The organism is Hydrogenophaga sp. ANAO-22 (genome assembly GCF_042466645.1).
GTDB lineage: Bacteria > Pseudomonadota > Gammaproteobacteria > Burkholderiales > Burkholderiaceae_C > Hydrogenophaga.
In genome coordinates this window covers 1,748,138-1,774,299 of sequence record NZ_CP159956.1, presented here as the reverse complement: position 1 = coordinate 1,774,299, position 26,162 = coordinate 1,748,138, and the positions used below count along the sequence as shown (strand labels likewise).

Below are 26,162 nucleotides of genomic sequence, written 5' to 3'. Positions count from 1 at the left end.
GTGAAGATTCCGCAATCGGTGCTGGTGGTGATTCACACCCCGGCGCTGGAGGTGTTGCTGATCGAGCGCGCCGATGCGCCCGGTTTCTGGCAATCGGTCACCGGCTCCAAGGACACCGAGGCCGAGGGCTTCGAGGCCACCGCGGTGCGTGAGGTGCAGGAAGAGACCGGCCTCGATGCCCATGCGCCCGGCCACGTGCTGAGCGACTGGGGGCTGGAAAACGTGTACGAGATCTACCCGCAGTGGCGGCACCGCTACGCGCCGGGCGTCACGCACAACACCGAGCACCTGTTCGGCCTGTGCATTCCCCACGCGGTGCCGGTGCGGCTGAGCCCACGCGAACACCGCAGCCAGGTGTGGCTGCCCTGGGCGCAGGCTGCCGAACGCTGCTTCTCGCCATCCAACGCCGAAGCGATCGCCTGGCTGCCCCGCCTTGGTGGCATGATTTGCCCATGAGCATCGTCAGGATCGCGACCTACAACATCCACAAGGGTGTGCAAGGCCTCGGGCCAGGGCGCCGGCTGGAGATCCACAACATCGCCCACGCGGTGGAGCAGTTCGACGCCGACATCGTGTGCCTGCAGGAGGTGCGGCGCCACAACCGCAAGCTCGAAAAACACTTCACCCGCTGGCCCGAGCTCGATCAGGCGGGTTACCTCTCCCCCGAAGGCTACGAATCGGTTTACCGGACCAACGCGATCACGCGCCACGGCGAACACGGCAACGCGCTGCTCTCGCGCTGGCCGGTGATCGACACCAAGCACTCCGACGTGTCGGACCACCGTTTCGAGCAGCGCGGCCTGCTGCACGTGCAGCTGCTGGTCGAGGGCGTCGATGTGCACGTGGTGGTGGTGCACCTGGGGCTGATCCATGCCAGCCGCGAGCGCCAGGTGCAGCGCCTGGGCGAATACATCGCCACCGCCGTGCCGCCGAGCGCGCCGCTGGTGGTGGCGGGCGACTTCAACGACTGGGGCGCGCAGCTGCTGCGGCCCATGGCGGCCCTGGATCTGCGCACTTTCGAGGGCATCCGCCTGGCCACATACCCGTCGCGCCTGCCGCTGCTGCACCTGGACCGCATCTTCGCGCGCGGCCTGCGGCCGGTCTCGGCCCACGTGCCGCACGGCCGGGTGTGGTCGCGCATGTCGGACCACCTGCCCTTGATCGCCGAGCTCGAACTGTGAGCGCGGCACCCCTTCGTTCCGCGAGCGCGCGGCACGCGCCCATGCGAAGGGGCCATCAGCTGCTGTTGTTGCAGGGCGGCGTGGAGTTCTTCCCCGCCCTGGTCGAAGCGATGGACGCGGCGCGCATGGTGGTGCACCTGGAGACCTACATCTTCGAGTTCGCCGGCTCGGCCTTGGGCGTGGCCGAGGCCCTGGAGCGCGCGGCGCGGCGCGGCGTGGTGGTGCGCCTGCTCATCGACGGCGTGGGCACGCCCGTGGTGCCCCGGGAGTGGCAGCGCCGTTTCGCCGAGGCCGGCGTGGTGATGCGCATCTACGCCCCGCTGGGCCGGCTCGGCCTGCTGGTGCCGCGCAACTGGCGTCGCCTGCACCGCAAGCTCTGCGTGGTCGACGGCGTGGTGGGTTTCTGCGGCGGCATCAACATCATCGACGACCAGGACGACGTGGCGCTCGGCCGCCTGACCGCGCCCCGGCTGGACTTCGCGCTGCGCGTGGCCGGCCCGCTGGTGGAGGACATGGTCGACACCATGGAACAGCTCTGGTGGCGCACCCTGGCCGCGCGGCGCGTGCGCCAGCGCGAGTTCAAGGCCGCGTGGGACGCGCTGCGGGCCTCGCGCCCGGTGGGTGATTTCTCCCGCCTGCTGCAGAAGATCGAAGCTCTGGCCGAGGCCCAGGAGGACGCCAGGGTGGAAGGCCCTTACGGCGAATCCGCGCCTTCGCCGCTGGGGGTGGACGGCGCGCGCGCCACGCTGCTGCTGCGCGACAACGTGACCCACCGGCACGACATCGAGCGCGCCTACCTCAAAGCCATCGGCGAGGCGCGCCAGGAGGTGGTGATCGCCAACGCCTATTTCATTCCCGGGCGCAAGCTGCGCCGCGCGCTCACGATGGCCGCCGCGCGCGGCGTGCGCGTGCGCCTGCTGCTGCAGGGGCGCTACGAGCATTTCCTGCAGTACCGCGCGGCGCGCCCGGTGTACCAGCGGCTGGTGGACGCGGGCATCGAGATCCACGAGTACGCGCCCAGCGCGCTGCACGCCAAGGTGGCGGTGGTGGACCGGCGCTGGTCCACCGTGGGTTCCACCAACCTTGATCCGCTGTCCATGCTGCTGGCGCGCGAGGCCAACGTGATGACCAACGACCGCCGCTTCTCCGGCCTGCTGCACAGCTACCTCGATGGTCTGGTGCAGCACACCGGCCAGTTGCTCGACACGGGCGCCCTGAACCGGCGCCCCTGGGTGCAGCGGCAGCTCGACCGCGTCGCCTTCGCTGTCATGCGGATCACCTTGTTCGTGACGGGCCACCGCTACTAGAACCCGCCACATGCCCGACGACCTGATCGTCCAGCGCCCCGAAGGGCTGTACTGCCCGCCGGGCGACTTCTACATCGACCCCTGGCGCCGCGTGGAGCGCGCCGTCATCACCCACGCCCATGCCGACCACGCGCGCACCGGCCACGCGCACTACCTGGCCACCGCGGTGTCCGAAGGCCTGCTGCGCGCGCGGCTGGGGGCTGACATCCACCTTCAAGGGCTTGCCTACGGCGAGACGGTGGAGCGCCACGGCGTGCGCATCTCACTGCACCCGGCCGGCCACGTGCTGGGTTCGGCGCAGGTGAGGGTGGAGCACCAGGGGCGCGTGTGGGTGGCCAGCGGCGACTACCGCACCACGCCGGCCGGCGCCGTGCCCGACCGCACCTGCGCGCCCTTCGAACCGGTGCGCTGCGACGTCTTCATCACCGAGTCCACCTTCGGCCTGCCGATCTACCGCTGGCGCTCCGATGCCGAGCTGTTCGGCGAGATCAACCGCTGGTGGCAGGACAACGCCGAGACCGGCCGCGCCAGCGTGCTCTCCTGCTACAGCCTGGGCAAGGCGCAGCGCATCCTGGCCGGGGTGGACGCGTCCATCGGTCCCATCGTGTGCCATGGCGCGGTCGAACCGCTGAACCGCGCCTACCGCGCCGCCGGCGTTGCGCTGCCCGACACGCTGCAGGTGAGCGACGTGAGCGACCCCGCCACCTTCCGCCGCGCGCTGGTGCTGTGCCCCGGCTCCGCCCTGGGCACGCCCTGGATCAAGCGCTTCGGCGATTTCTCCGACGCCTTCGCCAGTGGCTGGATGCAGGTGCGCGGCTGGCGGCGGCGCGGTGGCCTGGACCGCGGCTTCGTGCTCAGCGACCACGCCGACTGGCCCGGCCTGCTCAGCGCCATCGGCGCCAGCGGGGCCGAGCGGGTCATCGTCACGCACGGCAGCGTGCCGGTGCTGGTGCGTTACCTGCAGGAGCAGGGCCTGCAGGCCGAGAGCTTCGACACCGAGTACGGCGACGAGACCGAGGCCGCCGGCGCATGAAACGCTTCGCGGCCCTGTTCGACGAGTTGGACGCGACCACCGCGACCAACGCCAAGGTCGCCGCGTTGCGCCGTTACCTGGCCGAGGTGGACGACGCCGACGCGGCCTGGGCGGTGTACTTCCTGGCCGGCGGGAAGCCGCGCCAGCTCATCAAGACGGCGCAATTGCGCGCGCAGGCGATCGCCGCCTCGGGCCTGCCGGAGTGGTTGTTCGAGGCCAGCTACCAGGCGGTGGGCGATCTGGCCGAGACCATCGCGCTGGTGTTGCCCCTGCCGCCACAGGCCGAAGGCATGCAGACCCGGTTGAGCGAGTGGATGGAAGAGCGGCTGCTGCCCCTGCGCGGGCAAGGGGACGAGGCCGTGGCCATGGCCCTGGGCGCCTGGTGGCGCGAGCTCGATGCCGCGGGGCGTTTCCTGCTCGTCAAGCTGGTGGGTGGAGGCTTTCGCGTCGGCGTGAGCAAGCTGCTGGTGCAGCGCGCGATCGCCGCGCACGCCGGGCTGGACGCCAAGCTGGTGGCCGCGCGCATGATGGGCTTCACCGACAGCAAACGCTCGCCCACGCCCGCGCTGTACCGCGCGCTGGTGGCGCCGGCCGAGCCGGCAGGCGAGGCGCGGGGCGGCCGCGACCCGAGCCAGCCCTATCCGTTCTTCCTGGCGAGTCCGTTGAGCGCGGAGGCGGACGGCGATCTCCTGGCCATGGAGATCGCGAGCGCGGGCACGGCCCAGACCATGGAGGCCCGCCTGGGCCCCGCGAGCGACTGGCTGGCCGAGTGGAAGTTCGACGGCATCCGGGGCCAGATCGTCAAACGCGCCGGGCAGGTGTGGGTGTGGTCGCGCGGTGAGGAACTGATGAGCGAGCGCTTCCCCGAGCTGCAGGCGCTCGCGCAGCGCTGGCCGGACGGCACCGTGCTGGACGGCGAAATCCTGGTGTGGGACGACGGCGACCCGGCCACGCCCCGGCTGCCCGGCAGCGAAAGACCGGGCGGCCCCGCACCCTTCGCCCTGCTGCAGCAGCGCATCGGCCGCAAGACCCTGGGCCCCAAGGTGCTGGCCGAGGCGCCGGTCGGCTTCATGGCCTACGACCTGCTCGAGGCCGGCCACGATGACCTGCGCCAGGTGCCGCAGCACGAACGCCGCCTGCGCCTGGAGGCCCTGGCCGCCACGCTCGACGCCACGCCCGGCCCGCGCCTGTGGCTCTCGCCCCGGGTCCCGGGCGGGGACTGGGCCACGCTGGCCCGCTGGCGCGCGCAGGCGCGGACGCTCGACGTGGAAGGCCTGATGCTCAAGCACCGCGACAGCGCCTACGGCACCGGCCGGCAGAAACGCGGCGATGGCCCGGGTCTGCTGGCGTGGTGGAAATGGAAGATCGATCCGCTGACGATCGATGGCGTGCTGATCTACGCCCAGGCCGGCCACGGCCGCCGCGCCTCGGTCTACACCGACTACACCTTCGCGGTGTGGAACCGTCCCCCGGTGGACGCCGCCGAGGCGCAGGCGGTGGTCGAGGCGATCGCGCAGCGCCGCCCGGCAGATCCCGATGGCCTGCAGCTGGTGGCCTTCACCAAGGCCTATTCGGGCCTGACCGACGAGGAGTTCAAGGCGGTCGATGCGGTGATCCGCCAGAACACGCTGGAGAAGTTCGGCCCGGTGCGCAGCGTGCGGCCCACGCTGGTGTTCGAGCTGGCGTTCGAGGGCATCGCACGCAGTGCGCGCCACAAGAGCGGCGTGGCGCTGCGCTTTCCGCGCATGCAGCGCATCCGCGACGACAAGCCGCTGCACGAGGCCAACACCCTGCAGGACCTCGAGCAACTGCTGGCCTGCAAGGCCGGCTGAGGCCCGGCGCCCAATGCCCCCAGGCCGGGTACCCCCGGGAGGTCCGGTGTTAGCATGCCCCAATGCTGACGAAAACCGCATCCGACATGACCCCCGCAGCCCCCCTGACGACGACCACGGCGTGCCCGTTTCCGTCAAGATCCGCGAGCGCGTGAAGGCCGCGCGCCAGCGTTTCCACTCCAACGACAACATCGCCGAGTTCATCCAGCCCGGCGAGCTGGAGAAGCTGCTCGACGAAGTGACCGAGAAGATGCAGGGCGTGCTCGATGCCATGGTCATCGACACCGAGAACGACCACAACACCGGCGACACCGCGCGCCGCGTGGCCAAGATGTACCTCAAGGAAGTGTTCAACGGCCGTTACGTGAAGGCCCCGAGCATCACCGAGTTCCCCAACGCCGAGCACCTCAACGAGCTGATGATCGTCGGCCCGATCACCGTGCGCAGCGCCTGCAGCCACCACTTCTGCCCGGTCATCGGCAAGATCTGGATCGGCGTGATGCCCAACGAGCACACCAACGTGATCGGCCTGTCCAAGTACGCGCGCCTGGCCGAGTGGATCATGGGCCGCCCGCAGATCCAGGAAGAGGCCGTGGTGCAGCTGGCCGACCTGATCCAGGAAAAGACCCAGCCCGACGGCCTGGCGCTGGTGATGGAAGCCAGCCACTACTGCATGGCCTGGCGCGGCGTGAAGGACATGAACAGCAAGATGATCAACTCGGTCATGCGCGGCGTGTTCCTCAAGGACCCCAACCTGCGCCGCGAATTCCTCGCCCTCATCCCCCGTCAATCCTGAGGCCCATCATGCTGGTACGCCTGCTCTACGTCAGCCGCGCTGTCGACAAGGACTGCGCCAAAGCCATCGAATCCATCCTGGAGTCGTCGCGCTCGCACAACCTGGGCAACGGCATCACCGGTGTGCTCTGCTACGGCGGCGGCGTGTTCCTGCAGGCCATCGAGGGCGGCCGCAACGCGGTGAACGGCCTCTACAGCCACATCGTGGCCGACCCGCGCCACACCGAGGTGGTGCTGCTGCACTACGAAGAGATCACCGAGCGCCGCTTCGGTGGCTGGACCATGGGCCAGGTCAACCTCTCCAAGCTCAACACCTCCATCGTGCTGAAGTACTCCGAACGCCCCGAGTTCGATCCTTACGCCGTCTCGGGCCGGGTGTCGCTGGCCCTTTTGGAAGAGTTGATGGCCACCGCCAGCATCATTGGTCGGGCTTGATCCGCTCCTGGGGTCTGAAGCCGCAGCCAGCCCGCTGGGCGCTGCGGCTTTCGCTTGTTTGAAACCACCCACATGTCGCTGAACGCGTTCTGTCTCATCGTGCTGGCCGGCCTGATCCACGCCGGCTGGAACATCGTCGCCAAGAAGGCCGCGGGCGACGCGCGCTTCGCCTTCTTCAACGCCTTTCTCATGATGCTGGTCTGGGCGCCGCTGGGCTGGTGGCTGGGCCGCGAGGAGGTGCCGCGCTGGGGCGCGACCGAATGGGGTTTCGTGGTCGCCAGCGGCGTGCTGCACGTCTTCTACTACGTGATCCTGTTGCGCGGCTACCGCAAGGCGGATCTCACCGTGGTCTACCCGATGGCGCGCGGCTCGGGGCCGCTGCTGTCTTCGCTGGTGGCCATCGTGTTTCTGGGCGAGCGCATTTCGGCGCTGGGCGCCCTGGGCATCGCGGGGGTGGTGGGCGGTGTGTTCCTGATCGCCGGTGGCCCCGGCCTGCTGCGCGCCGCGCACGATCCGGTGGCACGCCGCCGCGTGCACAAGGGCATGGTCTACGGCGTGCTCACGGGCGTGTTCATCGCGGCCTACACGGTGGTGGACGGTTACGCGGTCAAGGTGCTGCTGATGTCGCCCATCCTGATCGACTACATGGGCAATTTCGTGCGCCTGGGCCTTCTCGCGCCCGCCGTGCTGCGCGACCTGCCCACCGCCCGGCAGCTGTGGCATGTGCAGTGGCGCTACGCGCTGCTGGTGGCCGTGGTCAGCCCCATCGCCTATGTGCTGGTGCTCTACGCCATGCGCGAGGCGCCGCTGTCGCATGTGGCGCCAGCGCGCGAGGTGTCCATGTTGTTCGCGGCGCTGATCGGCGGCCACCTGTTGGGCGAAGGCGACCGCGCGGCGCGCATCCTCGGCGCCCTGTGCATCGCGGCCGGCGTGACCGCGCTGGCCCTGGGTTGAAATGGGCAGTGTGAGCGACACGGCAGCCTTCCAGCTGCTGGGCTGCGACTTCAGCAGCGCACCGAGCCGGCGCAAACCCATCACGCTGGCCGTGGGCCGCGCCGACCGGGGCCGCGTGGTGCTCGAGGGCGTGGAGCACTTCGAGACGCTCGACGCCTGGAGCCAGCGCCTGGCGGCACCGGGCCGGTGGGTGGGCGGCTTCGACCTGCCGTTCGGCCTGCCGCGCGAACTGGTCACCACCCTGGGCTGGCCGACCGACTGGGCGGCCTGCATGGCGCACTACGAGGGCCTGAGCCGAGAGGCGATCCGCGAGGCCTTCGCCGCCTTCTGCGATGCGCGGCCGGTGGGCGGCAAGTTCGCGCACCGCGCCACCGACGGGCCGGCCGGTTCCAGCCCGAGCATGAAATGGGTCAACCCGCCGGTGGCCTTCATGCTGCACGCCGGCGTGCCGCGCCTGATCGCCGCCGGCGTCACGCTGCCGGGCTTGTCCGAGGGCGACGGCCGCCGCGTGGGGCTGGAGGCCTACCCGGGCCTGCTCGCGCGAAGCGTGCTGGGCACCGTCTCGTACAAGAGCGACGACAAGGCCAGGCAGACGCCCGAGCGCCTGATCGCGCGCAAGACGCTGATCAACGCGCTGGAGAACGGCCAGGCCCCGCTGCTGCAGGCCGTGGGCCTGCGCCTGCGGCTCACGCACGCCCAGCGCGACGCGCTGGCCGACGACGCCAGCGGCGACCGGCTGGACGCCGTGCTCTGCCTGCTGCAGGCGGCCTGGGCCGAGCAGCAGCACCGCGCCGGCCTGCCGCGTTGGGGCCTGCCGGTGTTCGACCCGCTCGAAGGCTGGATCGTCACGGCCTGACGGGTTGGTACCCGTGCGACAGCGCGGGATTTCGGCACTGCCTAGAATTCGTCGGGTCCGGCCCCGTGCCGGACACAAGCGTTCTCAGGGCGGGGTGAAACTCCCCACCGGCGGTGATGGCGGCGTGGCGACACGACCGCACGAGTGCCGCGAGCGCCCAGGCGCCGGTTCGTCCGGCGCGTGGGGTCAGCAGACCCGGTGAGATCCCGGGACCGACGGTAAGAAGCGGGTCTGACCGACCCGCTTGACAGTCCGGATGAAAGAGAGCGCGAGCCAGGCACCCCCGTGCGCGCCCGCGCGTCGGTGGCGCGTGCGCTTGTGCGCCCTGATTTGTTGGCCCCTCCTTTTTCCGAGGACACCATGAATCAGACCGAGTCTTCCCGCCACCTCCACCTGCCCGCGGGCCTGCGCTTCGCGTTCGTCGAGGCGTCCTGGCACGCCGACATCGTGCACCAGGCGCGCGATGCCTTCTTCGCCGAAATGGCGCAAGGCGGCTTCGGCGCTGACGCCATCGACGTGTTCGACGTGCCCGGCGCCTTCGAGATCCCGCTGCATGCCCAGCGCCTGGCCCGTTCCGGCCGCTACGCCGCCGTCGTCGGCAGCGCGCTGGTGGTCGATGGGGGCATCTACCGCCACGACTTCGTCTCGCAGACGGTGGTGCAGGCGCTCATGGACGTGCAGCTCGACACCGGCGTGCCGATGATCTCGGCCGTGCTCACGCCACACCACTTCCACGAGCACGCCGAGCACCGCAAGTACTTCCTGCGGCACTTCGCCGTCAAGGGCACCGAGGCCGCGCAGGCCTGCCTGCAGACCGTGGCCGGTCTGCGCCGCCTGGACGCGCTGCTGAGCCCGACCGCCGCCGCCTGACGGCCGGCGCCTTGAGCGCGCGGTGGCGATGGGGTACAACCGCCGTTCACCATGTCGCTGCAACGCCTGCCTTCGCCCGCCCTGCGCCCTTTCGTGGCGCAGCTGTGGGCGAGCGAGGACCCGGGCGAGGCGCGCTGCGCCACGCCGTGGCGCGAGCACGCCTTGCCCAGCGGGGCGATGCACCTCGTCATCCGGCTGTCCGATCACCCGCTGCGCATCGCCGATGCCGGCAGCGGCGACCGCGCGCAGACGGTGGCCCCGTCGCTGGTGGGCGGGATGCGCTCGAGGTTCTACCTGCGGGAGTTGCTCGCGCCGTCCTGCTCCGTGGGCGCGGTGCTGCGCCCCGGTGCGGCCGAATGCCTCTTCGGTGGCGTGACCGCCGACGAGCTGGCCGAACGCCACACCCCGCTGGACGCGCTGTGGGGCGCTGAGGCGCATCGGCTGCGCGAGCGGTTGCTGGCACTGCGCTCGCCGCAGGATCGATTGACCCTGTTCGAGGCCGCGCTCGCGGCGCGCCTGCCGCGTGTGCAGGGCCTGCATCCCGCGGTGGCTGGCGCGCTGGCGCAGTTCCGGGGTGGGGCGTCGGTGGCGGCCGCCGTGAAGGACAGCGGTTTCAGCCACCGCCGCTTCCTGCAGCTGTTCCGCCAGGGCGTGGGCCTGGCGCCCAAGACCTACCTGCGCGTGCTGCGTTTCCAGCGCGTGCTGCCGGTCCTGCGCTCGGACCCCGCGCTGTCCCTGGCGGCGCTGGCGGCGGACCTCGGCTACAGCGACCAGTCGCATTTCAACCGCGAGTTCCTGGCCTTCAGCGGTGTCACGCCGCTGGCGTACCGTCAGCGCATGGGGACCGACATCCACCACCTGCCGATGGGCGGTGGCTGAGGTCAATTTTTTTCTATACGCCCGCGCGGTGCCTGGGGAAGATGCGAACCCTGTCCATTCCTGTCCACCGAGGTGAAACCATGAAGATCGAAGAAGTGTTCGCCTACCTTTGCGTGTCCGACGCGAAGGCCGCCATCGCGTTCTACCGCAACGCCTTCGGCGCCACCGAGAAATTCCGCCTCACCGAGCCCAGCGGCCGCGTCGGCCACGCCGAGATGGCCTTTGGCCCGATGACCGTCATGCTCAGCGACGAGTACCCGGAATACGGCATTCGCTCCGCCTCGGCGATCGGTGCCACCCCGGTGTCCATCCACCTGCACGTGGACGACGCCGACCGCATGATCGAGCAGGCCCTGAAAGTCGGGGCCACGCTCGAGCGCGAGGCGCAGGACGCGTTCTACGGCGAACGCTCCGGCGTCGTGCGCGACCCCTTTGGCCACCGCTGGCTGATCGGCCACCACATCGAAGACGTGACCACGGACGAGATGCAGCGCCGCTACACGGCGCTGATGGCATCCGGCAATCCCGGCGAGGGTTGAGGACATCCGCGGCCGGGCCTCGACGCCGGCCCGCGCAGGCACCATGCACGGGTTTCATCCATCCGAAGCCCTTCATGCACCTGCTGTCGCACCTGGCCGTTTCCTGCTCCCTGATCCTGGCCTCTGTCGGCCTGTTCGCGGGTTGCGCCGCCGTTCGCGCCGGTGAGGCCGAGCGCCCACCGGCCTCGGCCCAGCGGGGCGACGACGGGCGGTTCCGCAATCCGCCCGACCCGAGCAACCGCCTCACCGAAGGCAGCTGGAAAATCTGGAGCCGCTTCCTGTTCGAGACCCCGGTGGGCGCCGCCCCGCTGGACCCGATCGCGGTGCGCCGCCTGGACCGGGCCACGCTCGACGCGCTGGACCCGGCGGCCAACCACATCGTGCGCCTGGGCCATTCGTCGCACCTGCTCAAGCTGTAGGGCCGCTACTGGCTGATCGATCCGGTGTTCAGCGAACGCGCGTCTCCGGTGCAGTGGCTCGGCCCGAAGCGCTTCCACGCGCCGCCGCTGTCGCTGGACGAGTTGCCGCCCGTCGATGGCTTGATCCTCTCGCACGACCACTACGACCACCTGGATCAAGCCACCATCGAGGCGCTGCGCGAGCGCGTGCAGGGCATGGGCGTGGACCCCCGGCGCGTGCAGGAGTTCGACTGGTGGCAGGGCGCCCGCCACGCGGGCGTGCAGCTCACCGCCACGCCGGCCCACCACTTCTCGGGGCGCACACTGTGGGACCGCAACAGCACGCTGTGGGCCTCGTGGTTCATCCAGAGTGGCCAGGAGCGCATCTTCTTCAGCGGCGACTCGGGTTATTTCGCGGGTTTCAAGGCGATTGCCGAGCGCCTGGGCCCCATCGACATCGCCCCGCTGGAAAACGGGGCCTACGACAGCCACTGGCCGTCCGCCCACATGTCGCCCGAGGAGACCGTGCAGGCCTTCAAGGACCTGCGGGCGAAGCAGCTGTACCTGGTGCACAACAGCACCTTCAACCTGGGTTTCCACACCTGGCACGACCCCATGGACCGCGTGGCCGACATCGCCGAGCGGGAAGGCCTGCCCCTGGCCACGCCGGAGATCGGCGAGGTGTTGACGCTGGGCCGCCCGCGCCAGAACCAGCGCTGGTGGAAAGACCTGCGCTGACGCGCCCGCCCCCAGGGGGCGCCCGAGCGGGTAAGCTGTCCTCCGTGTTTCAGGAGGACTCCCATGTACCCTTGGCTCTTTCTGTGGGCGCCGCAGCTGCAGCTGCCCTTCAGCGGCGATGTGGCGCAGCGCATCGAACCCCGCACCCAGTGGTTCTTTGACGGCATCGACACCGCGTCGGGCGATCCGGTGATCGAGCGCAAGGCCTTCGAGGTGGCGACCTATGGGCGCCAGCTCGGGCTGATCACCGAACTGCTGCTCGACATGGCCGCGCAGACGCCGCCGCGCACCCGGGCTGGCCGCGAGGCGCGCCAGCGGTTGCAGAAGATCCAGGCCGAAATCGAGCGCATCAAAGCCGAAGACGCGGCGGCCCAGGTGGAGATGGTCGAGGCCGGCCTGCGGCGCCTCAAGGCCCGCCACCGACCCGAGTACGAAGCCCTGCGCGCGCGCCTGCAGCAAGCCCTGGCCGCGCCCGAGGCGGCACCGTGAACCTGACCGACATGGGTGCCCTGCCACTCACCCTGCTGGCCTCGCTGGGCGTCGCCATCGTGCTGCTGGTGATCCGCGTGCTCGTGATGCAGCGGGTGCAGCAGCGGCGCCAGCGCGAGAACCGCCAGGAAACCGAGCGCCTGAAATCGCTGGTGGCGGCGTACCGCGCGCTGGCGGGGTCGTTCTCGCCGGCCACGGTCGAGCACGCGACGCAGATGGAGGAAACGCTGGCCGAGATCGTGCTGTTCGGCTCGCTGCCTCAGGTCGAATTGGCCGCGGCCTGCGCCACCGCGCTCAAGCGCGGCGAATCGCCGGACTTCCAGCCCCTGGTGGAAGCCCTGCGGTCCGACCTGCGCCGCCAGTTGGGGCTCGAACCCATTCCGATCACCCTGCTGTTGCCGACCTCGGGGCCGGGGCGCGCCGCGCCGCGCGGGCGGGGGGATGGTGAAGGCGGTGGCGGCGGTGCCGGGGGGCGAGGCGGCGCGGGAGGTGGTGGAGGGGGCGGCGGCGGAGGGGCCGCGGCGGGCGGGCTGGGCGCGGGCCTGATCGCCGGGGAAGTCCTCCACAACTGAGCCGAGGCGTGCTCTGCGGGCCCGCACTTGGTGCATCATGGGCGCTTGCGCTGCGCCGCCGACACTCGGGTCGGCCGGCGGAAGCACAAGCCTTCGAGGAAATCCCCATGAACGCAGCCAAGCTGGTCGGTATCGTGCTCATCGTCGCCGGTGTGCTCGGCCTGGTGTATGGCAGCTTCAGCTACACCAAGGACACGGAAGCCGTGAAGCTGGGGCCGTTGGAGCTGTCGGTGAAGCAGAAGGAAACCGTCAACGTGCCGGTGTGGGCCGGTGTCGGCGCCATCGTGGTCGGCGCGGTGCTGCTGGTGCTGGGCGGCAAGAAGGGTTGAGGCGGGCGTTTTTCTGCGCTGCCCTGGCGCTGGCGAGCGCCGGGGCGCTGCACGCGGCGGCGGATGAGCCGACGGTGTACGCCGCCCGGGTCAGCCGCGTGTTCGATGGCGACACGCTGTGGGTCAAGCCGCTGGACGGTGGCCGTTACCGCAAGCTGCGCCTCGATGGCATCGACGCGCCCGAGATCTGCCAGGCCGGCGGCACGGCCTCGCGCGATGCGCTGGCCCGGCGGGTGTTGAACCAGGTGGTGGCGGTCAGCGTGCGCCATCACGACGACTACGGCCGTGGGCTGGCCAGACTCACGCACCAGGACGACGACATCGCCGCCTGGATGGTGGCGCAAGGCCAGGCCTGGTCCTACCGCTGGCGCCGCAGCCTGGGGCCTTTCCAGGCCGAAGAGGCGCGTGCCAGGCAGGGCCGCAAGGGTCTGTTCGCCGATGCCTCGGCCGAGTTGCCACGCGAGTTCCGCCAGCGCCATGGGCCTTGCCCGCGGCCCGATTGACGAAAGGCTTCAGTGGGCCTGGCCGCAGACCGCGCATTGCGGGTTCTGCGGCAGCGAGATCGGCGTGAAGGCCAGGTCTCGCCCATCGATCATCAGCAGCTTGCCCGTGAGGCGCGAGCCCAGGCCGGTCAGCAGCTTGAGCGCTTCGGCCGCCTGCATGGTGCCCACGATGCCCACCAGCGGCGCGAACACGCCCATGGTGGCGCACAGGGCCTCCTCCACACCGGCGTCCTCGGGGAACACGCAGGCGTAACACGGGTTGCCCGGGGTGCGGGGATCGAACACGCTGAGCTGGCCATCCATGCGAATCGCCGCGCCCGACACCAGCGGCTTGCGGTGGTTCACGCAGGCGCGGTTGATGGCGTGGCGGGTGGCGAAGTTGTCGGTGCAGTCCAGCACCACGTCGGCCTGCGACACCAGCTGGTCCAGCAGCGCCGCATCGGCCCGCTGGGTGACGGTGGTGACGCGCACGTCCGGGTTGATGGCGGTGATCGCCTCGCGCGCCGATTCGGCCTTGCGGTGGCCCACACGCGCGAGGTTGTGCGCGATCTGCCGCTGCAGGTTGGTCTCGTCCACCGTGTCGTGGTCCACCAGCGTGATGTGGCCGACACCGGCACTGCCCAGGTAGAGCGCCACCGGAGAGCCCAGGCCGCCCGCGCCGATCACCAGCGCGTGCGAAGCCAGCAGGGCTTCCTGGCCTTCGACCCCGAGTTCGTTGAGCAGGATGTGGCGCGAGTAGCGCAGGAGCTGGGCGTCGTCCAAGGGTCTTGCCGCAGGCGGTCACCGCCCGCGGCATCCATCAGTTTTCTTTTTTCTCTTCGGTGCGCACCGACAGCGTCTTGCTGATCAGCACCGGCTGGCCCTTGAGCTGGTTGAGCGCCTGCGTCAGCTGGAAGTCCTTGTCGGTACCGAACTCGGGCACGAGACGCTGGTTCGGGTTCTTCTTGGCTTCCTCTTCCAGGCGCTTGCGCGCGGCTTCGCGGGCCTCGTCGCGCTGCTGCTCGGCGGCGCGCTGGGCGTCGGTCATGCCCTGGTCGCCCTTGACGGCTTCGGTGCCGTTGTTCAGGTGCTTCTGCAGATCGGCTTCGCGCGTGCGCAGCGCGGCGAACACGTTGCCCTCGGGCGTTTCATCGACCATCACGTCGGGCACGATGCCCTTGGCCTGGATGGAGTTGCCCGACGGCGTGTAGTAGCGCGCCGTGGTGAGCTTGAGGCCCGTGTCGGGGCCCAGTGGACGCACCGTCTGCACCGAGCCCTTGCCGAAGGTCTGGCTGCCCAGGATGGTGGCGCGCTTGTGGTCCTGCAGGGCGCCGGCCACGATCTCGCTGGCCGAAGCCGAGCCTTCGTTGACCAGCACCACCAGCGGCACGCGCTTGAGCGCACCCTGCGTGTTGTCGGTCAGGCGCTTGATGGGGTCGGTGCCGCCGCGGCGCAGGTAGTGCTGCGGAATGGCCTTGTAGGTGAACTTGCTGTCCTCGAGCTGGCCGTTGGTGGAGACCACGGTCACGTTGTCGGGCAGGAAGGCGGCGGACAGGGCGACGGCCGCGTCGAGCAGGCCGCCCGGGTCGTTGCGCAGGTCAAGCACGATGCCCTTGAGGTTGGGGTCCGCCTTGTAGATGTCTTCCATCTTGCGGGCGAAGTCCTCGATCGTGCGCTCCTGGAACTGCGACACGCGCACCCATGCGTAGCCGGGTTCGACCACGCGCGACTTCACGCTCTGCGTCTTGATTTCCTCGCGCGTGATCGTCACGGGGAAACTGCGGTTCTCGTCCTTGCGGTAGATGTTGAGCAGCACCTTGGTGCGCGGCTCGCCACGCATGAGCTTGACGGCGTCGTTGATGCTCAGGCCCTTGACCTGGGTGTCGTCGATCTTGGTGATCAGGTCGCCGGTCTTGAGGCCGGCGCGGAAGGCGGGGGAGTCCTCGATGGGCGAGACCACCTTGACCAGGCCGTCCTCCATCGTGATTTCAATGCCCACGCCGACGAAGCGCCCGCTGGTGCCTTCGCGGAATTCCTTGAACGACTTCTTGTCGAAGTACTGCGAATGCGGGTCCAGACTCGCGACCATGCCCGAAATGGCTTCGGAGATGAGCTTCTTCTCGTCCACCGGTTCCACATAGTCGCTCTTGACCATGCCGAAGACGGCGGCGAGCTGCTGCAGCTCTTCCAGCGGCAGCGGGGCCAGCGCACCGCGCGCAACCGCCTGCAACTGCACCGTGGTCAGCGCGCCGGCGACCACGCCAATGGCCACCCAGCCTGCAATCTTCAGCTTGTGACTCACCTGTTTTGCCATCGAAATACCCCAGTAAAAAAGCCCGTGCAGGGCCTGCGGGACCCTCTCGGGTCAATATACACCTTGGAGCATGGCGAGATGCTTCGGTTCCCGGGGCTCCACAGTGGTATTCCCCGGGTTGTCGTGACGGATCGCCGGTTTCAGGCCTTGCCCTGCGCGGCCACCGCCGCCGCGGCCTTCGCCGCCGCCTCGGCATCGCCCAGGTAGAAATGCCGGATCGGTTTCAGATCCGCGTCGAGTTCGTACACCAGTGGAATGCCGTTCGGGATGTTCACGCCCACGATGTCGTTGTCGGAAATGCCATCGAGGTACTTCACCAGGGCGCGGATGCTGTTGCCATGCGCCGCCACCACCACCCGTTTGCCGGCCTTGATCGCCGGCGCCATGGCTTCGTTCCAGAAGGGCAAGACACGTGCCACCGTGTCCTTGAGGCACTCGGTGAGCGGGATTTCTTCGGGCTTGAGGCGGTCGTAGCGCCGGTCGCCGCGCTCGCTGCGCGGGTCCGTGGCCTCCAGGGCCGGCGGCGGCGTGTCGTAGCTGCGCCGCCAGACCAGCACCTGCTCGTCGCCGTACTTTTTGGCCATGTCGGCCTTGTTCAGGCCCTGCAATGCACCATAGTGGCGCTCGTTGAGGCGCCAGCTGTGCACCACCGGCAACCAGGTGCGGTCCATCTCGTCCAACGCGTGCCACAGGGTGCGCGTGGCGCGCTTGAGCACGCTGGTGTAGGCCAGATCGAAGTCGTAACCCTCGGCCTTGAGCAGACGGCCGGCGTTCTTGGCCTGCTCCAGGCCGGTGGCGGTGAGGTCCACGTCGGTCCAGCCGGTGAAGCGGTTTTCCAGGTTCCAGGTGGATTCGCCATGGCGAATCAGGACGAGTTTGTACATGGGCAGGGCGTGCGTTGAAGAGCGGAAATGGGGACGGACGGGGGGATCACAAGCCGGGCCAACCGGCCTGTCGGGTGACGTGCCACCGGGATGTGGCCGGCGCGGCACAGCCAAGCATTCTAAAATCCCGGGCTTACTCGAAAGGTGTATCTGTGAGTTTCTTCATCGAAAACTGGGTTCTGATTGCCGTGGCCATCACGTCGGGGGCCTTCCTGCTCTGGCCGCTGGCCTCTGCCGGCGGTCGCGCGGGGTCCCTCAACACGACCGAGGCCGTGCAGCTCATGAACCGCGACAAGGCGGTGGTGGTGGACGTGCGCGACGCCGATGGTTTTGCGTCGGGCCACGTGATCGGCGCGAAAAACCTGCCTCTGGCCGACCTGGAGGCCAAGCTGCCCACCACGGTCAAGAACAAGGCGCTGCCGCTGATCTTCGTGTGCGCCAATGGCGCGAGCGCGAACAAGGGCGTGGCCATCGCCAAGAAGCTGGGTTACGAGAACGCGCATGCCCTGACCGGTGGCATGGGTGCCTGGCGCACCGCCAACCTGCCCGTGGAAAAAGCCTGATCATCTGGGCTTGTTTTTCATCGGGTTCGACAGGATTTCCGCATGGCCAAGGTCAAGATGTTCACCAGCGCGTACTGCCCGTATTGCAGCCGGGCCCGGGCCCTGCTCGACCGGCGGGGCGTGTCCGACCTGGAAGAGGTGTACGTGGACGGCAAGCCCGAACTGCGCGCCCAGATGACCCAGCTCACCGGGCGCACCAGCGTGCCGCAGATCTTCATCGGGGACACCCATGTGGGCGGTTGCGACGACCTGCACGCGCTCGATGGGCGCGGCGGCCTGGTGCCGATGCTGCAGGCCTGAGTCACAAAGCCGCCTTGCCGGGCTGACATAATCCCGGCCAGTGCCCGCCGCAGGGACTTCGATCCCCGGCGGGTTTGTTTTTTCCTCCCCGAATCTTTCGAGACACCACCATGGCAGAAAACCAGGACCCCATCTTCCAGATCCAGCGCGTCTACCTCAAGGAAGCGTCCCTGGAACAACCCAATTCCCCGGCCATCCTGCTGGAGCAGGAGCAGCCCACGGTGGACATCCAGCTCGGCGTGGAAGCCAGCCCGGTGGCCGATGGCGTGTACGAGGTCTGCGTCACCGCCACGGTGACCACCAAGATCAAGGACAAGACCGTGTTCCTGGTCGAGGCCAAACAAGCCGGCATCTTCGAGATCCGCAACCTGCCGCAGGACCAGATGGGCCCGATCATGGGCATCGCCTGCCCGCAGATCGTCTACCCCTACCTGCGCAGCAACGTGGCCGATATCGTCCAGCGCGGCGGTTTCCCGCCGGTGCACCTGGCCGAGATCAACTTCCAGGCCATGTACGAGCAGCAGCAGGCGCAAGCCGCCGACGACGCACCGCGCATCGTCACGCAGTAAGTCCTCTCGCCGGGACCCATGAACATCGTCGTGCTCGGAGCGGGCGCCTGGGGCACCGCCCTGGCCGTCGGCGCGGCCGCCCAGGGCGGCGAGTTCCGCCAGGTGACGCTGTGGGCGCGCGATGCGCAGCAGGCCGATGACATGCGCGCGCAGCGCGAGAACCGGCGCTACCTGCCGGGCGTGGCCCTGCCGCCCTCGGTGGGCATCGATGCCGGTCCGCTGGACGCGTCCTCGAAGGCCTTGGCCGAGGCCGACCTGCTGATCATCGGCACGCCCATGTCGGGCCTGCGCGGCATGTTGCAGGTGCTGGCATCGCATCCCGCGCCCGTGGCCTGGCTCTGCAAGGGTTTCGAGGCACCGCGCGAGGGCCACCATGGCCTGCTGGGCCATGAGGTGCGCGCCCAGGTGGCGCCACGGCTCAAGGCCGGGGTGCTCAGCGGCCCGAGCTTCGCGCAGGAAGTGGCGCGGGGCCAACCGACCGCCTTGGTGGCCGCGAGCGAACACGCCAGCGTGCGCGACATGCTGGTGGCCGCGTTCCACAGCCCCACGCTGCGCGTGTACGCCAACGAGGACATCGTGGGCGTGGAGGTGGGCGGCGCGGTGAAGAACCTGCTGGCCATCGCCACCGGCCTGTGCGATGGCCTGGACCTGGGCCTGAACGCGCGCGCCGCGCTGATCACGCGTGGCCTGGCCGAAATGACGCGCCTGGGGTTGGCCCTCGGCGCGCGCGCCGAGACCTTCATGGGCCTGTCGGGCCTGGGTGATCTGGTGCTCACCGCCACCGGCGATCTCTCGCGCAACCGCCGTGTCGGCCAGCTGCTGGCGCAGGGCATGAGCCTTCAGCAGGCGGTGGACTCGCTGGGCCACGTGGCCGAGGGCGTGTACAGCGCCCGCACCGCGGTGCAGCGCGCGCGCCTGCTCGGCGTGGACATGCCGATCAGCGAGGGCGTGGTGGCCTTGATCGAAGGCCGGCTCAAGCCAGCGCAGGCCGTGGCCGCGCTCATGGGGCGCGACCCGAAAGAAGAAGGCCTCTAGGCCGCCGCTGACGCGCAGCCTTCGGGCTTGAGCACGCGCTCGGTCGAGGCCGGATGCCGCGCCAGCGCCGCCGCCGGCCGGCGTGGGCGACGCACCAGTTCACCGCCGCAATTGGGGCAGGTGTGGTTCAGCCGGGTGTCGGCGCAGTCGCTGCAGAACGTGCATTCGAAGGTGCAGATGCGCGCCTCGGTGCTTTCGTTGGGCAGGTCCCGGTTGCAGCATTCGCAATTGGGGCGCAGTTGCAGCATGGCGGACCTCCGGGAACTCAGATTTCGAAGTTGTCGATCAGGCGCGTCTTGCCCAGGCGCGCGGCGCCCAGCACCACCAGCGGGTCGCCGGCTTGCGGCGCCTGCAGGTCGGCGCGGCGGCGCACGGTGAGGTAGTCGGGCTGCCAGCCGCGCGCGGCCAGGGCCTTCATGGCGCGTTCTTCCAGCCCCGGCAGGTGCCGCGCCAGGCCATCGGCGGCGGCCAGGGCGTCGCGCCCCAGCGCCCGCAAGGCCAGCGAGAGCTGCACTGCCTCGGCGCGTTCGGTCTCGCTCAGGTAACCATTGCGCGAACTCAGCGCCAGGCCATCGGCCGCGCGCTGCGTGGGCACGCTCACGATGGTCACCGGCAGGGCGAACTGCTGCGCCATGCGGCGGATCACCATCTGCTGCTGGTAGTCCTTCTGGCCGAAGACCGCGTGGCGCGGGCCTTTGCCCTCGGTCAGCACGCACTGGAACAGCTTCATCACCACGGTGCAGACCCCGGTGAAGAAGCCGGGCCGGAAATGGCCTTCGAGGATGTCGGCCAGCTCGGCGGGCGGCTGCACCTTGAAGCCCTGGGGCTCGGGGTACAGCTCCTTTTCCGACGGGGCGAACACCACGTCGCAGCCTTCGGCGGCGAGCTTGTCGCAATCGGTCTGCAGGGTGCGGGGGTAGGTGTCGAAGTCCTCGTGCGGCGCGAACTGCAGGCGGTTGACGAAGATGCTGGCCACGGTCACGTCGCCCAGGGGTTTGGCGGCGCGCACCAGATCCAGGTGGCCGTCGTGCAGGTTGCCCATGGTGGGCACGAGGGCAGGCGCGTTGAAGGGCCGCAGCGTGGCGCGCAACTCTTCGATGGTGTGAACGAGTTTCATGGGTGGATCGTTGATTTACCAGGCGTGCAGGCTGTCGTCGGGGAAGCTGCCGTCCTTCACCGCGGCCACGTAGGCGGCCATGGCGTCGCGCACGCTGCTGGCGCCTTCCATGAAGTTGCGCACGAACTTCGGGTTCTTGCCCAGGTTGACACCGAGCATGTCGTGCATCACCAGCACCTGGCCGGCCGTGCCCTTGCCCGCGCCGATGCCGATGGTGTGGCAGTGCGGCAGCTGGCCGGTGATCTCGGCCGACAGCGCGGCCGGCACCATCTCGAGCACCAGCATGGTGGCGCCGGCGTCCTGCAGCTCCAGCGCGTGGCGCTTGAGCGTGAGCGCGGCCGCGTCGCCACGGCCCTGCACGCGGTAGCCGCCCAGGGCGTGCACGGTCTGCGGGGTCAGGCCCAGGTGGGCGCACACGGGGATGCCGCGCTCCACCAGGAACCGCACGGTCTCGGCCGTCCAGCCGCCGCCTTCGAGTTTGATCATGTGGGCGCCGGCGTGCACCAGTTGCGCCGCGCTGCGCATGGCCTGTTCCTTGGACTCGTGGTAGCTGCCGAACGGCAGGTCGCCGAGCAGCCAGGCCGTGCCCTGCACGCGGCGCAGGCCGCGCGCCACGCTCTCCACGTGGTAGGCCATGGTCTCCAGCGTCACGCCCGCCGTGCTGGCCAGGCCCTGGCACACCATGCCCAGCGAATCACCGACCAGGATGCATTCCACGCCGGCGGCGTCGGCCACGGCGGCGAAGGTCGCGTCGTAGGCGGTGAGCATGGTGATCTTCTCGCCCCGCTCGCGCAGCTCGTTCAACCGGGGTAGGCTCACCGGCTTGCGCTGGGGCAGGGGCGAGGCCGCGGGCAGGGTGCCGTAGGGGGTGGCCATGGGCGTGGGGTTTGTGGGGGTGCTCATCTGGAAATCCCGCAGGGGTTGGGGGTGGGTGAGAATCGGGCACTATAGACCAAACCGCTATGCTTGCGCCCCATGAAACACCTCTCTGAATTCACCCAGGCCGACGTGCAGGAGCTGGCCCGGCGCGACGTGGCGCTGGCGCTGGCCGAAGACGTGGGTGCGGGTGACCTGACTGCCGCGCTGGTGGACGCGCAGCGCCCCGCGCAGGCGCGCATTCTGGCGCGCGAAGCGGCCGTGATCTGCGGCACGCCCTGGGTGGAGGCCGCCGTGCACGCGCTCGACCCCCAGGCCACGCTGACCTGGCACGTGGGCGAAGGCCAGCGCTGCGCCGCCGACCAGACCGTGCTCGCCATCGAGGGGCGTGCGCAGGCGCTGCTCACGGCCGAGCGCACCGCGCTCAACTTCCTGCAGCTGCTCTCGGCCGTGGCCACCAAGACCGCCACCTTCGTCGACACCGTGGCGGGCACGCGCGCGCAGATCGTGGACACGCGCAAGACCCTGCCGGGCCTGCGCCTGGCCCAGAAGTACGCGGTGAAGACCGGCGGCGGCGTGAACCACCGCATCGGCCTGTACGACGCGGTGCTGATCAAGGAAAACCACATCGCCGCGGCCGGTGGTGTGGCCCAGGTGCTGCAGCGCGTGCGCGAGACCGCGCCCGAGGCGCGTTTCGTCGAGATCGAGGTCGAGACCCTGGCCCAGCTCGAAGAGGCCCTGGCTTGCGGCGCCACCATGGTGCTGCTCGACAACATGGACATCCCCACGCTCCACGCGGCGGTGCGGCTCAACGCCGGCCGCGCGATTCTTGAAATCTCCGGTGGCGTGAACCTGGACACCGTGCGGGCCCTTGCAGAAACCGGGGTCGACCGCATCTCTGTCGGCGCCCTCACCAAGGACGTCAAGGCCACCGACTTTTCCATGCGCTTCCAGACGCTCTGAGGCGCCGGAACCCCGAGACACAACGACCCCATGAACACCGCAGACCCTTCCGTCATCGACGTGGAATACGAACAGCCGGCCTGCCCCACGCAGCATGCCTGGGCGCGCGTGCCGGTCGAGCCCGGCCCGAAGCAGCGCGCCGCGCTCAAGGAGCGCATCCGCCAGCTGCTGAAGGAGCGCAACGCGGTCATGGTGTCGCACTACTACGTGCACCCCGACCTGCAGGACCTCGCCATCGAGACCGGCGGCATCGTGAGCGATTCGCTGGAGATGGCGCGCTTCGGCCGCGACCACGCGGCCACCACGCTGGTGGTCTCGGGCGTGCGCTTCATGGGCGAGACCGCCAAGATCCTGAGCCCCGAAAAGACCGTGCTCATGCCCGACCTCGATGCGAACTGCTCGCTCGACCTGGGTTGCCCGATCGACGAGTTCAATGCCTTCTGCGACGCCCACCCTGATCGCACCGTGGTGGTCTACGCCAACACCAGCGCGGCCGTGAAGGCGCGCTCGGACTGGCTGGTCACCTCCAGCTGCGCGCTCGACATCGTGCAGGCGCTCAAGGAGAAGGGCCACAAGATCCTGTGGGCGCCCGACAAGCACCTGGGTGCCTACATCCAGCGCGAGACCGGCGCCGACATGGTGATGTGGACCGGCTCGTGCATCGTGCACGACGAGTTCAAGGCCTTTGAGCTCGAGGCGCTCAAGAAGGAGCACCCCAGGGCCAAGGTGCTGGTGCACCCGGAAAGCCCGGCCGACGTGATCGCGCTGGCCGATGCCGTGGGTTCGACCTCGGCCATCCTGAAGGCCGCGCGCACGCTGGACGCGCCCGAGTTCATCGTCGCGACCGACAACGGCATGATGCACATGCTGCGCCAGCAGAACCCGGGCAAGGTGTTCATCGAGGCGCCCACGGCCGGCAACAGCGCCACCTGCAAGAGCTGCGCGCACTGCCCCTGGATGGCGATGAACGGCCTGGCGGGCGTGGCGCAGATCCTGGAAAAAGGCCTCAACGAGATCCACGTCGACCCGGCGCTGATCCCGCTGGCGCGCCGGCCGATCGACCGCATGCTGGCCTTCACCGGTGCGCAGCGCAACGGTCAGAACCCCGGCGCGCTCATCCCGAACATCGGCGCGGCCTGAACCCGGTTTATCGGCTCGGGGGAACGAGGATCGTCGGTTTCGCCTCGGGCAGCAGCCCGGGGTAGTCGCGGCTGAAATGCAGGCCGCGGCTCTCGTGCCGCAACAGGGCGGACTTCACGATCAGGTCGGCCACCTGCACCAGGTTGCGCAGCTCCAGCAGGTCGCGTGTGACGTGGAACTGCGAGTAGAACTCCTGGATCTCGCGCTGCAGCAGCGCGATGCGGTGCGCCGCGCGTTCCAGCCGCTTGTTGGTGCGCACGATGCCGACGTAGTCCCACATGAAGCGGCGCAGTTCGTCCCAGTTGTGCGAGATCACGACCTGCTCGTCGGCGTCGGTCACGCGGCTGTCGTCCCACAGCGGCGCGGCCGGCGCGGCGGGTGCCGCCGGGGCGTTGCGGATCGCGTTGACCGCCCCTTGCGCGAACACCATGCATTCCACCAGCGAGTTGCTGGCCAGGCGGTTGGCGCCGTGCAGGCCGGTGCAGGTGGTTTCGCCCACCGCGTACAGGCCGGCGATGTCGGTGTGGCCGGCCAGGTCGGTCACCACGCCGCCGCAGGTGTAGTGCGCGGCCGGCACCACGGGAATCGGCTCGCGCGTGATGTCGATGCCCAGCTCGGCGCAGCGCGCGAGGATGTTGGGGAAATGCTCGTGCAGGAACTCGGGCGGCTGGTGCGAGATGTCCAGGTGCACGCAGTCCAGCCCGTGCTTTTTCATCTCGAAGTCGATCGCGCGCGCCACCACGTCGCGGGGCGCCAGTTCGGCGCGCGGGTCGTGGTCGGGCATGAAGCGGTGGCTGCCCAGGTGGGGCGGCAGCTTGAGGTGGCCGCCCTCGCCGCGCACCGCCTCGGTGATGAGGAAGCTCTTGGCGTGCGGGTGGTACAGGCAGGTCGGGTGGAACTGGATGAATTCCATGTTGCCCACCTGGCAGCCGGCGCGCCAGGCCGCGGCGATGCCGTCGCCGGTCGCGGTGTCGGGGTTGGTGGTGTAGAGGTAGACCTTGCCCGCGCCGCCCGTGGCCAGCACCGTATGGGTGGCACTGAAGGTCAGGACTTCGTCGCGCTCGGTGTCGAGCACATAGGCGCCGAAGCAGCGCGGCTGGCCATCGGTGCACGGGTGTTTGCGGTCGGTGATGAGGTCGACCAGCATGTGGTGCTCGAACAGCCGGATCTCGGGCGTGGCGCGCACGCGCTCGATGAGCGTGGCCTGCACGGCCGCGCCGGTGGCGTCGGCCGCGTGCACGATGCGGCGGTGGCTGTGGCCGCCCTCGCGGGTCAGGTGCAGTTCACCGCCTTCCAGCGAGAACGGCACGCCGAGTTCCTGCAGCCAGGCGATGGCGGCCGGGGCGTTCTCCACCGTGAACTGCGTGGCTTCCAGGTCGCAAAGGCCGGCGCCGGCCACCAGGGTGTCTTCCACGTGCGAGGCCACGCTGTCGCCCTCGGCCAGCACGGCGGCAATGCCGCCTTGCGCCCAGTTGCTCGAGCCGTCGCTGAGCGCGCGCTTGGTGATCACCGCCACGCGGTGGGTCTTGGCCAGGTGCAGCGCGGCGGTGAGACCGGCCAGGCCGCTGCCGATGATGAGGACGTCGAAGCGGTGTTGGTCGGTCATGCAGGGGTGTAGGCGAGACGGACGTAGATGGGGGCGAAGGCCTCGGCCTGGGTCAGCTCGATCAGCGTTTCCTTGGCGAGTTCGAGCATGGCGATGAAGGTGACCACCAGCACCGGCGAGCCTTGCGAGGGATCGAACAGTTCGCCGAACTCGACGAACTTGCGGCCCTGCAGGTGGCGCAGCACGATGCTCATGTGCTCGCGCACCGAGAGTTCCTCGCGGCTGATTTTGTGGTGCTGCACGAGCTTGGCGCGCTTGAGGATGTCGCGCCAGGCGCTTTGCAGGTCGATCGCGTTCACGTCCGGGAAGCGCGGCGCCAGGGCCTGTTCCACATAGACCTGGGCGCGCAGGAAATCGCGGCCGTACTGCGGGCTGTCGGCCAGGCGGTGCGCGGCCAGTTTCATCTGCTCGTACTCGAGCAGGCGGCGCACCAGCTCGGCGCGCGGGTCTTCCGGTTCCTCACCTTCGGCCGTCTTCTTGGGCGGCAGCAGCATGCGCGACTTGATCTCGATCAGCATGGCCGCCATCAGCAGGTACTCGGCCGCCAGCTCCAGGTTGCTGGCGCGGATCTCATCGACGTAGGTGAGGTACTGGCGGGTCACCGCCGCCATCGGGATGTCGAGGATGTTGAAGTTTTGCTTGCGGATCAGGTAGAGCAGCAGGTCCAGCGGGCCCTCGAAGGCCTCCAGGAAGATCTGCAGCGCGTCCGGCGGGATGTACAGGTCGCGCGGCATGGCGAACAGCGGTTCGCCGTAGAGCCGCGCCAGCGCCACGTGGTCCACCACCGATGGCAGGACATCGTCCAGGCCCTGAGGGGCCTCGTTGAGCGTGTGCGGATCGCTCATGCAGGAGGCCGATCAGGCGTGGTCGGAGCCGGTCTGGTAGACGTAGGGTTGCTGGGGCACGCGGGCGGCCTCGGCCTTGGCCTGGAATTCGCGGTCGATCTGCTTGTCCCAGAGCAGGGCGCGCCCCTGGCGCTGCGACTGCTCCAGCCCCGGCTTGCCGGCCTTGAGCTGTTCGATGAACTGCGTCGTGTCGGATTGGTAGTCGGGGCGGCGGAAGATGGACATGGTGGGCTCGGTGGTGCGCGGAGGGAAAGAGGCCGA

General features: G+C 69.4%; 33 protein-coding genes and 1 riboswitch. Of the genes, 24 read left to right on the top strand and 9 right to left on the bottom strand.

All coding sequences use genetic code 11. From position 1 onward, the window contains the following. The 18 genes from nudB to ABSY19_RS08255 all read left to right on the top strand — a co-directional run bounded on the left by nudB (position 1) and on the right by ABSY19_RS08255 (position 13,710). Positions 1–456: a dihydroneopterin triphosphate diphosphatase gene (gene nudB / locus ABSY19_RS08340; protein ID WP_382161250.1), complete on the top strand. Its 456-nt coding sequence runs from the start codon at positions 1–3 to the stop codon at positions 454–456. Continuing rightward, positions 453–1,181, top strand: a complete 729-nt coding sequence (locus tag ABSY19_RS08335) for an endonuclease/exonuclease/phosphatase family protein (protein ID WP_291114956.1) — start codon at positions 453–455, stop codon at positions 1,179–1,181. The genes nudB and ABSY19_RS08335 overlap by 4 nt, the downstream gene beginning before the upstream one ends. A 41-nt stretch (positions 1,182–1,222) precedes the next feature. Next, positions 1,223–2,488, top strand: coding sequence for a cardiolipin synthase ClsB (clsB, locus tag ABSY19_RS08330; protein ID WP_382161247.1), 1,266 nt, complete (start codon positions 1,223–1,225; stop codon positions 2,486–2,488). Positions 2,489–2,498: 10 nt separating this feature from the next. Beyond that, positions 2,499–3,521 (top strand): ligase-associated DNA damage response exonuclease, encoded by a 1,023-nt coding sequence (locus ABSY19_RS08325; RefSeq protein WP_382161244.1) that lies wholly within the window; start codon positions 2,499–2,501, stop codon positions 3,519–3,521. Continuing rightward, positions 3,518–5,353 (top strand): ATP-dependent DNA ligase, encoded by a 1,836-nt coding sequence (locus ABSY19_RS08320; protein ID WP_382161242.1) that lies wholly within the window; start codon positions 3,518–3,520, stop codon positions 5,351–5,353. The genes ABSY19_RS08325 and ABSY19_RS08320 overlap by 4 nt, the downstream gene beginning before the upstream one ends. 121 nt (positions 5,354–5,474) lie before the next feature. Continuing rightward, a complete protein-coding gene (gene folE / locus ABSY19_RS08315) occupies positions 5,475–6,149 on the top strand; it encodes a GTP cyclohydrolase I (protein ID WP_382161239.1) in 675 nt (224 codons plus the stop codon). Positions 6,150–6,157: 8 nt separating this feature from the next. Then, positions 6,158–6,583: a BLUF domain-containing protein gene (locus ABSY19_RS08310; RefSeq protein ID WP_382161236.1), complete on the top strand. Its 426-nt coding sequence runs from the start codon at positions 6,158–6,160 to the stop codon at positions 6,581–6,583. A gap of 72 nt (positions 6,584–6,655) precedes the next feature. Beyond that, positions 6,656–7,537, top strand: a complete 882-nt coding sequence (locus ABSY19_RS08305; protein ID WP_382161234.1) for an EamA family transporter — start codon at positions 6,656–6,658, stop codon at positions 7,535–7,537. A gap of 1 nt (position 7,538) precedes the next feature. Continuing rightward, the gene (locus tag ABSY19_RS08300) at positions 7,539–8,393 is read left to right on the top strand and encodes a DUF429 domain-containing protein (protein WP_382161231.1); all 855 of its coding nucleotides are present in this window, start codon (positions 7,539–7,541) and stop codon (positions 8,391–8,393) included. A 76-nt stretch (positions 8,394–8,469) separates the two neighbouring features. Beyond that, a riboswitch (FMN riboswitch) is annotated at positions 8,470–8,665 on the top strand. A gap of 88 nt (positions 8,666–8,753) precedes the next feature. Continuing rightward, a complete protein-coding gene (locus tag ABSY19_RS08295) occupies positions 8,754–9,263 on the top strand; it encodes a 6,7-dimethyl-8-ribityllumazine synthase (RefSeq protein ID WP_382161228.1) in 510 nt (169 codons plus the stop codon). A gap of 51 nt (positions 9,264–9,314) precedes the next feature. After that, positions 9,315–10,142 carry a helix-turn-helix domain-containing protein gene (locus tag ABSY19_RS08290; protein WP_382161225.1) on the top strand — a complete coding sequence of 276 codons (828 nt, stop codon included), beginning with the start codon at positions 9,315–9,317 and terminating at the stop codon, positions 10,140–10,142. A gap of 80 nt (positions 10,143–10,222) precedes the next feature. Then, complete coding sequence (locus ABSY19_RS08285) at positions 10,223–10,681, top strand: VOC family protein (protein ID WP_382161222.1); 459 nt, start codon at positions 10,223–10,225, stop codon at positions 10,679–10,681. A gap of 74 nt (positions 10,682–10,755) precedes the next feature. After that, positions 10,756–11,100 carry a hypothetical protein gene (locus ABSY19_RS08280; RefSeq protein WP_382161219.1) on the top strand — a complete coding sequence of 115 codons (345 nt, stop codon included), beginning with the start codon at positions 10,756–10,758 and terminating at the stop codon, positions 11,098–11,100. Between the two features lie 24 nt (positions 11,101–11,124). Then, entirely contained in the window at positions 11,125–11,817 is a 693-nt protein-coding gene (locus ABSY19_RS08275) for an MBL fold metallo-hydrolase (protein ID WP_382161216.1), read from the top strand. A gap of 63 nt (positions 11,818–11,880) precedes the next feature. Then, entirely contained in the window at positions 11,881–12,306 is a 426-nt protein-coding gene (locus ABSY19_RS08270; RefSeq protein ID WP_382161213.1) for a hypothetical protein, read from the top strand. Further along, positions 12,303–12,878 (top strand): preprotein translocase subunit YajC, encoded by a 576-nt coding sequence (locus ABSY19_RS08265; RefSeq protein ID WP_382161210.1) that lies wholly within the window; start codon positions 12,303–12,305, stop codon positions 12,876–12,878. The genes ABSY19_RS08270 and ABSY19_RS08265 overlap by 4 nt, the downstream gene beginning before the upstream one ends. 107 nt (positions 12,879–12,985) lie before the next feature. After that, entirely contained in the window at positions 12,986–13,207 is a 222-nt protein-coding gene (locus tag ABSY19_RS08260; protein WP_291114983.1) for a hypothetical protein, read from the top strand. After that, on the top strand, positions 13,204–13,710 hold the full coding sequence (locus tag ABSY19_RS08255; RefSeq protein WP_382161207.1) for a thermonuclease family protein: 507 nt from the start codon (positions 13,204–13,206) through the stop codon (positions 13,708–13,710). Before ABSY19_RS08260 ends, ABSY19_RS08255 begins: the two co-directional genes overlap by 4 nt. Positions 13,711–13,719: 9 nt before the next feature. On the opposite strand, the gene ABSY19_RS08250 is transcribed toward ABSY19_RS08255, so the two are convergent. From ABSY19_RS08250 to gpmA, 3 genes are all read right to left on the bottom strand, one after another. Continuing rightward, the gene (locus tag ABSY19_RS08250) at positions 13,720–14,472 is read right to left on the bottom strand and encodes a HesA/MoeB/ThiF family protein (RefSeq protein WP_382161204.1); all 753 of its coding nucleotides are present in this window, start codon (positions 14,470–14,472) and stop codon (positions 13,720–13,722) included. A 37-nt stretch (positions 14,473–14,509) separates the two neighbouring features. Then, positions 14,510–15,991, bottom strand: coding sequence for a S41 family peptidase (locus ABSY19_RS08245; RefSeq protein WP_382161201.1), 1,482 nt, complete (start codon positions 15,989–15,991; stop codon positions 14,510–14,512). Between the two features lie 152 nt (positions 15,992–16,143). Then, the gene (gpmA, locus tag ABSY19_RS08240; protein WP_291114989.1) at positions 16,144–16,887 is read right to left on the bottom strand and encodes a 2,3-diphosphoglycerate-dependent phosphoglycerate mutase; all 744 of its coding nucleotides are present in this window, start codon (positions 16,885–16,887) and stop codon (positions 16,144–16,146) included. Between the two features lie 152 nt (positions 16,888–17,039). Here gpmA and ABSY19_RS08235 point away from each other — a divergent pair, with 152 nt between their 5' ends. From ABSY19_RS08235 to ABSY19_RS08220, 4 genes are all read left to right on the top strand, one after another. Further along, positions 17,040–17,450: a rhodanese-like domain-containing protein gene (locus tag ABSY19_RS08235; protein WP_382161198.1), complete on the top strand. Its 411-nt coding sequence runs from the start codon at positions 17,040–17,042 to the stop codon at positions 17,448–17,450. Between the two features lie 42 nt (positions 17,451–17,492). Further along, the gene (gene grxC, locus ABSY19_RS08230) at positions 17,493–17,750 is read left to right on the top strand and encodes a glutaredoxin 3 (RefSeq protein WP_291114993.1); all 258 of its coding nucleotides are present in this window, start codon (positions 17,493–17,495) and stop codon (positions 17,748–17,750) included. A 110-nt stretch (positions 17,751–17,860) separates the two neighbouring features. Beyond that, the gene (gene secB / locus ABSY19_RS08225) at positions 17,861–18,319 is read left to right on the top strand and encodes a protein-export chaperone SecB (protein ID WP_291114995.1); all 459 of its coding nucleotides are present in this window, start codon (positions 17,861–17,863) and stop codon (positions 18,317–18,319) included. Positions 18,320–18,337: 18 nt separating this feature from the next. Continuing rightward, entirely contained in the window at positions 18,338–19,354 is a 1,017-nt protein-coding gene (locus ABSY19_RS08220) for an NAD(P)H-dependent glycerol-3-phosphate dehydrogenase (RefSeq protein ID WP_382161195.1), read from the top strand. Here ABSY19_RS08220 and ABSY19_RS08215 read toward each other — a convergent pair. The 3 genes from ABSY19_RS08215 to panB are packed head-to-tail and all read right to left on the bottom strand — an operon-like array spanning position 19,351 to position 21,374. Next, positions 19,351–19,602: a DUF1272 domain-containing protein gene (locus ABSY19_RS08215; RefSeq protein WP_291114999.1), complete on the bottom strand. Its 252-nt coding sequence runs from the start codon at positions 19,600–19,602 to the stop codon at positions 19,351–19,353. The two genes, ABSY19_RS08220 and ABSY19_RS08215, sit on opposite strands and share 4 nt — an antisense overlap. A 17-nt stretch (positions 19,603–19,619) precedes the next feature. Continuing rightward, on the bottom strand, positions 19,620–20,471 hold the full coding sequence (panC, locus tag ABSY19_RS08210; protein ID WP_382161192.1) for a pantoate--beta-alanine ligase: 852 nt from the start codon (positions 20,469–20,471) through the stop codon (positions 19,620–19,622). A 15-nt stretch (positions 20,472–20,486) separates the two neighbouring features. Beyond that, a complete protein-coding gene (gene panB, locus ABSY19_RS08205; RefSeq protein WP_382161190.1) occupies positions 20,487–21,374 on the bottom strand; it encodes a 3-methyl-2-oxobutanoate hydroxymethyltransferase in 888 nt (295 codons plus the stop codon). 72 nt (positions 21,375–21,446) lie between these two features. Here panB and nadC point away from each other — a divergent pair, with 72 nt between their 5' ends. Both nadC and nadA read left to right on the top strand, forming a co-directional pair. Then, a complete protein-coding gene (gene nadC / locus ABSY19_RS08200; protein ID WP_382161183.1) occupies positions 21,447–22,310 on the top strand; it encodes a carboxylating nicotinate-nucleotide diphosphorylase in 864 nt (287 codons plus the stop codon). Between the two features lie 30 nt (positions 22,311–22,340). Then, the gene (gene nadA, locus ABSY19_RS08195) at positions 22,341–23,450 is read left to right on the top strand and encodes a quinolinate synthase NadA (RefSeq protein ID WP_382161181.1); all 1,110 of its coding nucleotides are present in this window, start codon (positions 22,341–22,343) and stop codon (positions 23,448–23,450) included. A 7-nt stretch (positions 23,451–23,457) separates the two neighbouring features. Here the strand turns inward: nadA and nadB are convergent, their stop codons facing one another. Genes nadB through ABSY19_RS08180 form a run of 3 tightly spaced genes read right to left on the bottom strand, consistent with a single transcriptional unit; the run spans position 23,458 to position 26,126 of the window. After that, positions 23,458–25,056 (bottom strand): L-aspartate oxidase, encoded by a 1,599-nt coding sequence (nadB, locus tag ABSY19_RS08190; protein ID WP_382161179.1) that lies wholly within the window; start codon positions 25,054–25,056, stop codon positions 23,458–23,460. After that, complete coding sequence (locus ABSY19_RS08185) at positions 25,053–25,901, bottom strand: segregation and condensation protein A (RefSeq protein WP_382161177.1); 849 nt, start codon at positions 25,899–25,901, stop codon at positions 25,053–25,055. The genes nadB and ABSY19_RS08185 overlap by 4 nt, the downstream gene beginning before the upstream one ends. Positions 25,902–25,913: 12 nt before the next feature. Continuing rightward, positions 25,914–26,126 (bottom strand): DUF3460 family protein, encoded by a 213-nt coding sequence (locus tag ABSY19_RS08180; protein ID WP_297398212.1) that lies wholly within the window; start codon positions 26,124–26,126, stop codon positions 25,914–25,916. Between the last annotated feature and the right edge of the window lie 36 nt (positions 26,127–26,162).

Bases quoted from the DNA above. Each gene is read 5' to 3' on its own strand.
- ABSY19_RS08335 (WP_291114956.1), top strand. From the start codon at position 453: ATGAGCATCGTCAGGATCGCGACCTACAACATCCACAAGGGTGTGCAA.
- secB (WP_291114995.1), top strand. From the start codon at position 17,861: ATGGCAGAAAACCAGGACCCCATCTTCCAGATCCAGCGCGTCTACCTC.
- gpmA (WP_291114989.1), bottom strand. From the start codon at position 16,887: ATGTACAAACTCGTCCTGATTCGCCATGGCGAATCCACCTGGAACCTG.
- ABSY19_RS08310 (WP_382161236.1), top strand. From the start codon at position 6,158: ATGCTGGTACGCCTGCTCTACGTCAGCCGCGCTGTCGACAAGGACTGC.
- ABSY19_RS08260 (WP_291114983.1), top strand. From the start codon at position 12,986: ATGAACGCAGCCAAGCTGGTCGGTATCGTGCTCATCGTCGCCGGTGTG.
- ABSY19_RS08180 (WP_297398212.1), bottom strand. From the start codon at position 26,126: ATGTCCATCTTCCGCCGCCCCGACTACCAATCCGACACGACGCAGTTC.
- clsB (WP_382161247.1), top strand. From the start codon at position 1,223: ATGCGAAGGGGCCATCAGCTGCTGTTGTTGCAGGGCGGCGTGGAGTTC.
- nadA (WP_382161181.1), top strand. From the start codon at position 22,341: ATGAACACCGCAGACCCTTCCGTCATCGACGTGGAATACGAACAGCCG.
- ABSY19_RS08285 (WP_382161222.1), top strand. From the start codon at position 10,223: ATGAAGATCGAAGAAGTGTTCGCCTACCTTTGCGTGTCCGACGCGAAG.
- panC (WP_382161192.1), bottom strand. From the start codon at position 20,471: ATGAAACTCGTTCACACCATCGAAGAGTTGCGCGCCACGCTGCGGCCC.
- panB (WP_382161190.1), bottom strand. From the start codon at position 21,374: ATGAGCACCCCCACAAACCCCACGCCCATGGCCACCCCCTACGGCACC.
- ABSY19_RS08320 (WP_382161242.1), top strand. From the start codon at position 3,518: ATGAAACGCTTCGCGGCCCTGTTCGACGAGTTGGACGCGACCACCGCG.
- nadC (WP_382161183.1), top strand. From the start codon at position 21,447: ATGAAACACCTCTCTGAATTCACCCAGGCCGACGTGCAGGAGCTGGCC.
- ABSY19_RS08325 (WP_382161244.1), top strand. From the start codon at position 2,499: ATGCCCGACGACCTGATCGTCCAGCGCCCCGAAGGGCTGTACTGCCCG.
- nadB (WP_382161179.1), bottom strand. From the start codon at position 25,056: ATGACCGACCAACACCGCTTCGACGTCCTCATCATCGGCAGCGGCCTG.
- ABSY19_RS08280 (WP_382161219.1), top strand. From the start codon at position 10,756: ATGCACCTGCTGTCGCACCTGGCCGTTTCCTGCTCCCTGATCCTGGCC.
- ABSY19_RS08305 (WP_382161234.1), top strand. From the start codon at position 6,656: ATGTCGCTGAACGCGTTCTGTCTCATCGTGCTGGCCGGCCTGATCCAC.
- ABSY19_RS08290 (WP_382161225.1), top strand. From the start codon at position 9,315: ATGTCGCTGCAACGCCTGCCTTCGCCCGCCCTGCGCCCTTTCGTGGCG.
- ABSY19_RS08270 (WP_382161213.1), top strand. From the start codon at position 11,881: ATGTACCCTTGGCTCTTTCTGTGGGCGCCGCAGCTGCAGCTGCCCTTC.
- ABSY19_RS08220 (WP_382161195.1), top strand. From the start codon at position 18,338: ATGAACATCGTCGTGCTCGGAGCGGGCGCCTGGGGCACCGCCCTGGCC.
- ABSY19_RS08300 (WP_382161231.1), top strand. From the start codon at position 7,539: ATGGGCAGTGTGAGCGACACGGCAGCCTTCCAGCTGCTGGGCTGCGAC.
- grxC (WP_291114993.1), top strand. From the start codon at position 17,493: ATGGCCAAGGTCAAGATGTTCACCAGCGCGTACTGCCCGTATTGCAGC.
- ABSY19_RS08215 (WP_291114999.1), bottom strand. From the start codon at position 19,602: ATGCTGCAACTGCGCCCCAATTGCGAATGCTGCAACCGGGACCTGCCC.
- ABSY19_RS08185 (WP_382161177.1), bottom strand. From the start codon at position 25,901: ATGAGCGATCCGCACACGCTCAACGAGGCCCCTCAGGGCCTGGACGAT.
- ABSY19_RS08295 (WP_382161228.1), top strand. From the start codon at position 8,754: ATGAATCAGACCGAGTCTTCCCGCCACCTCCACCTGCCCGCGGGCCTG.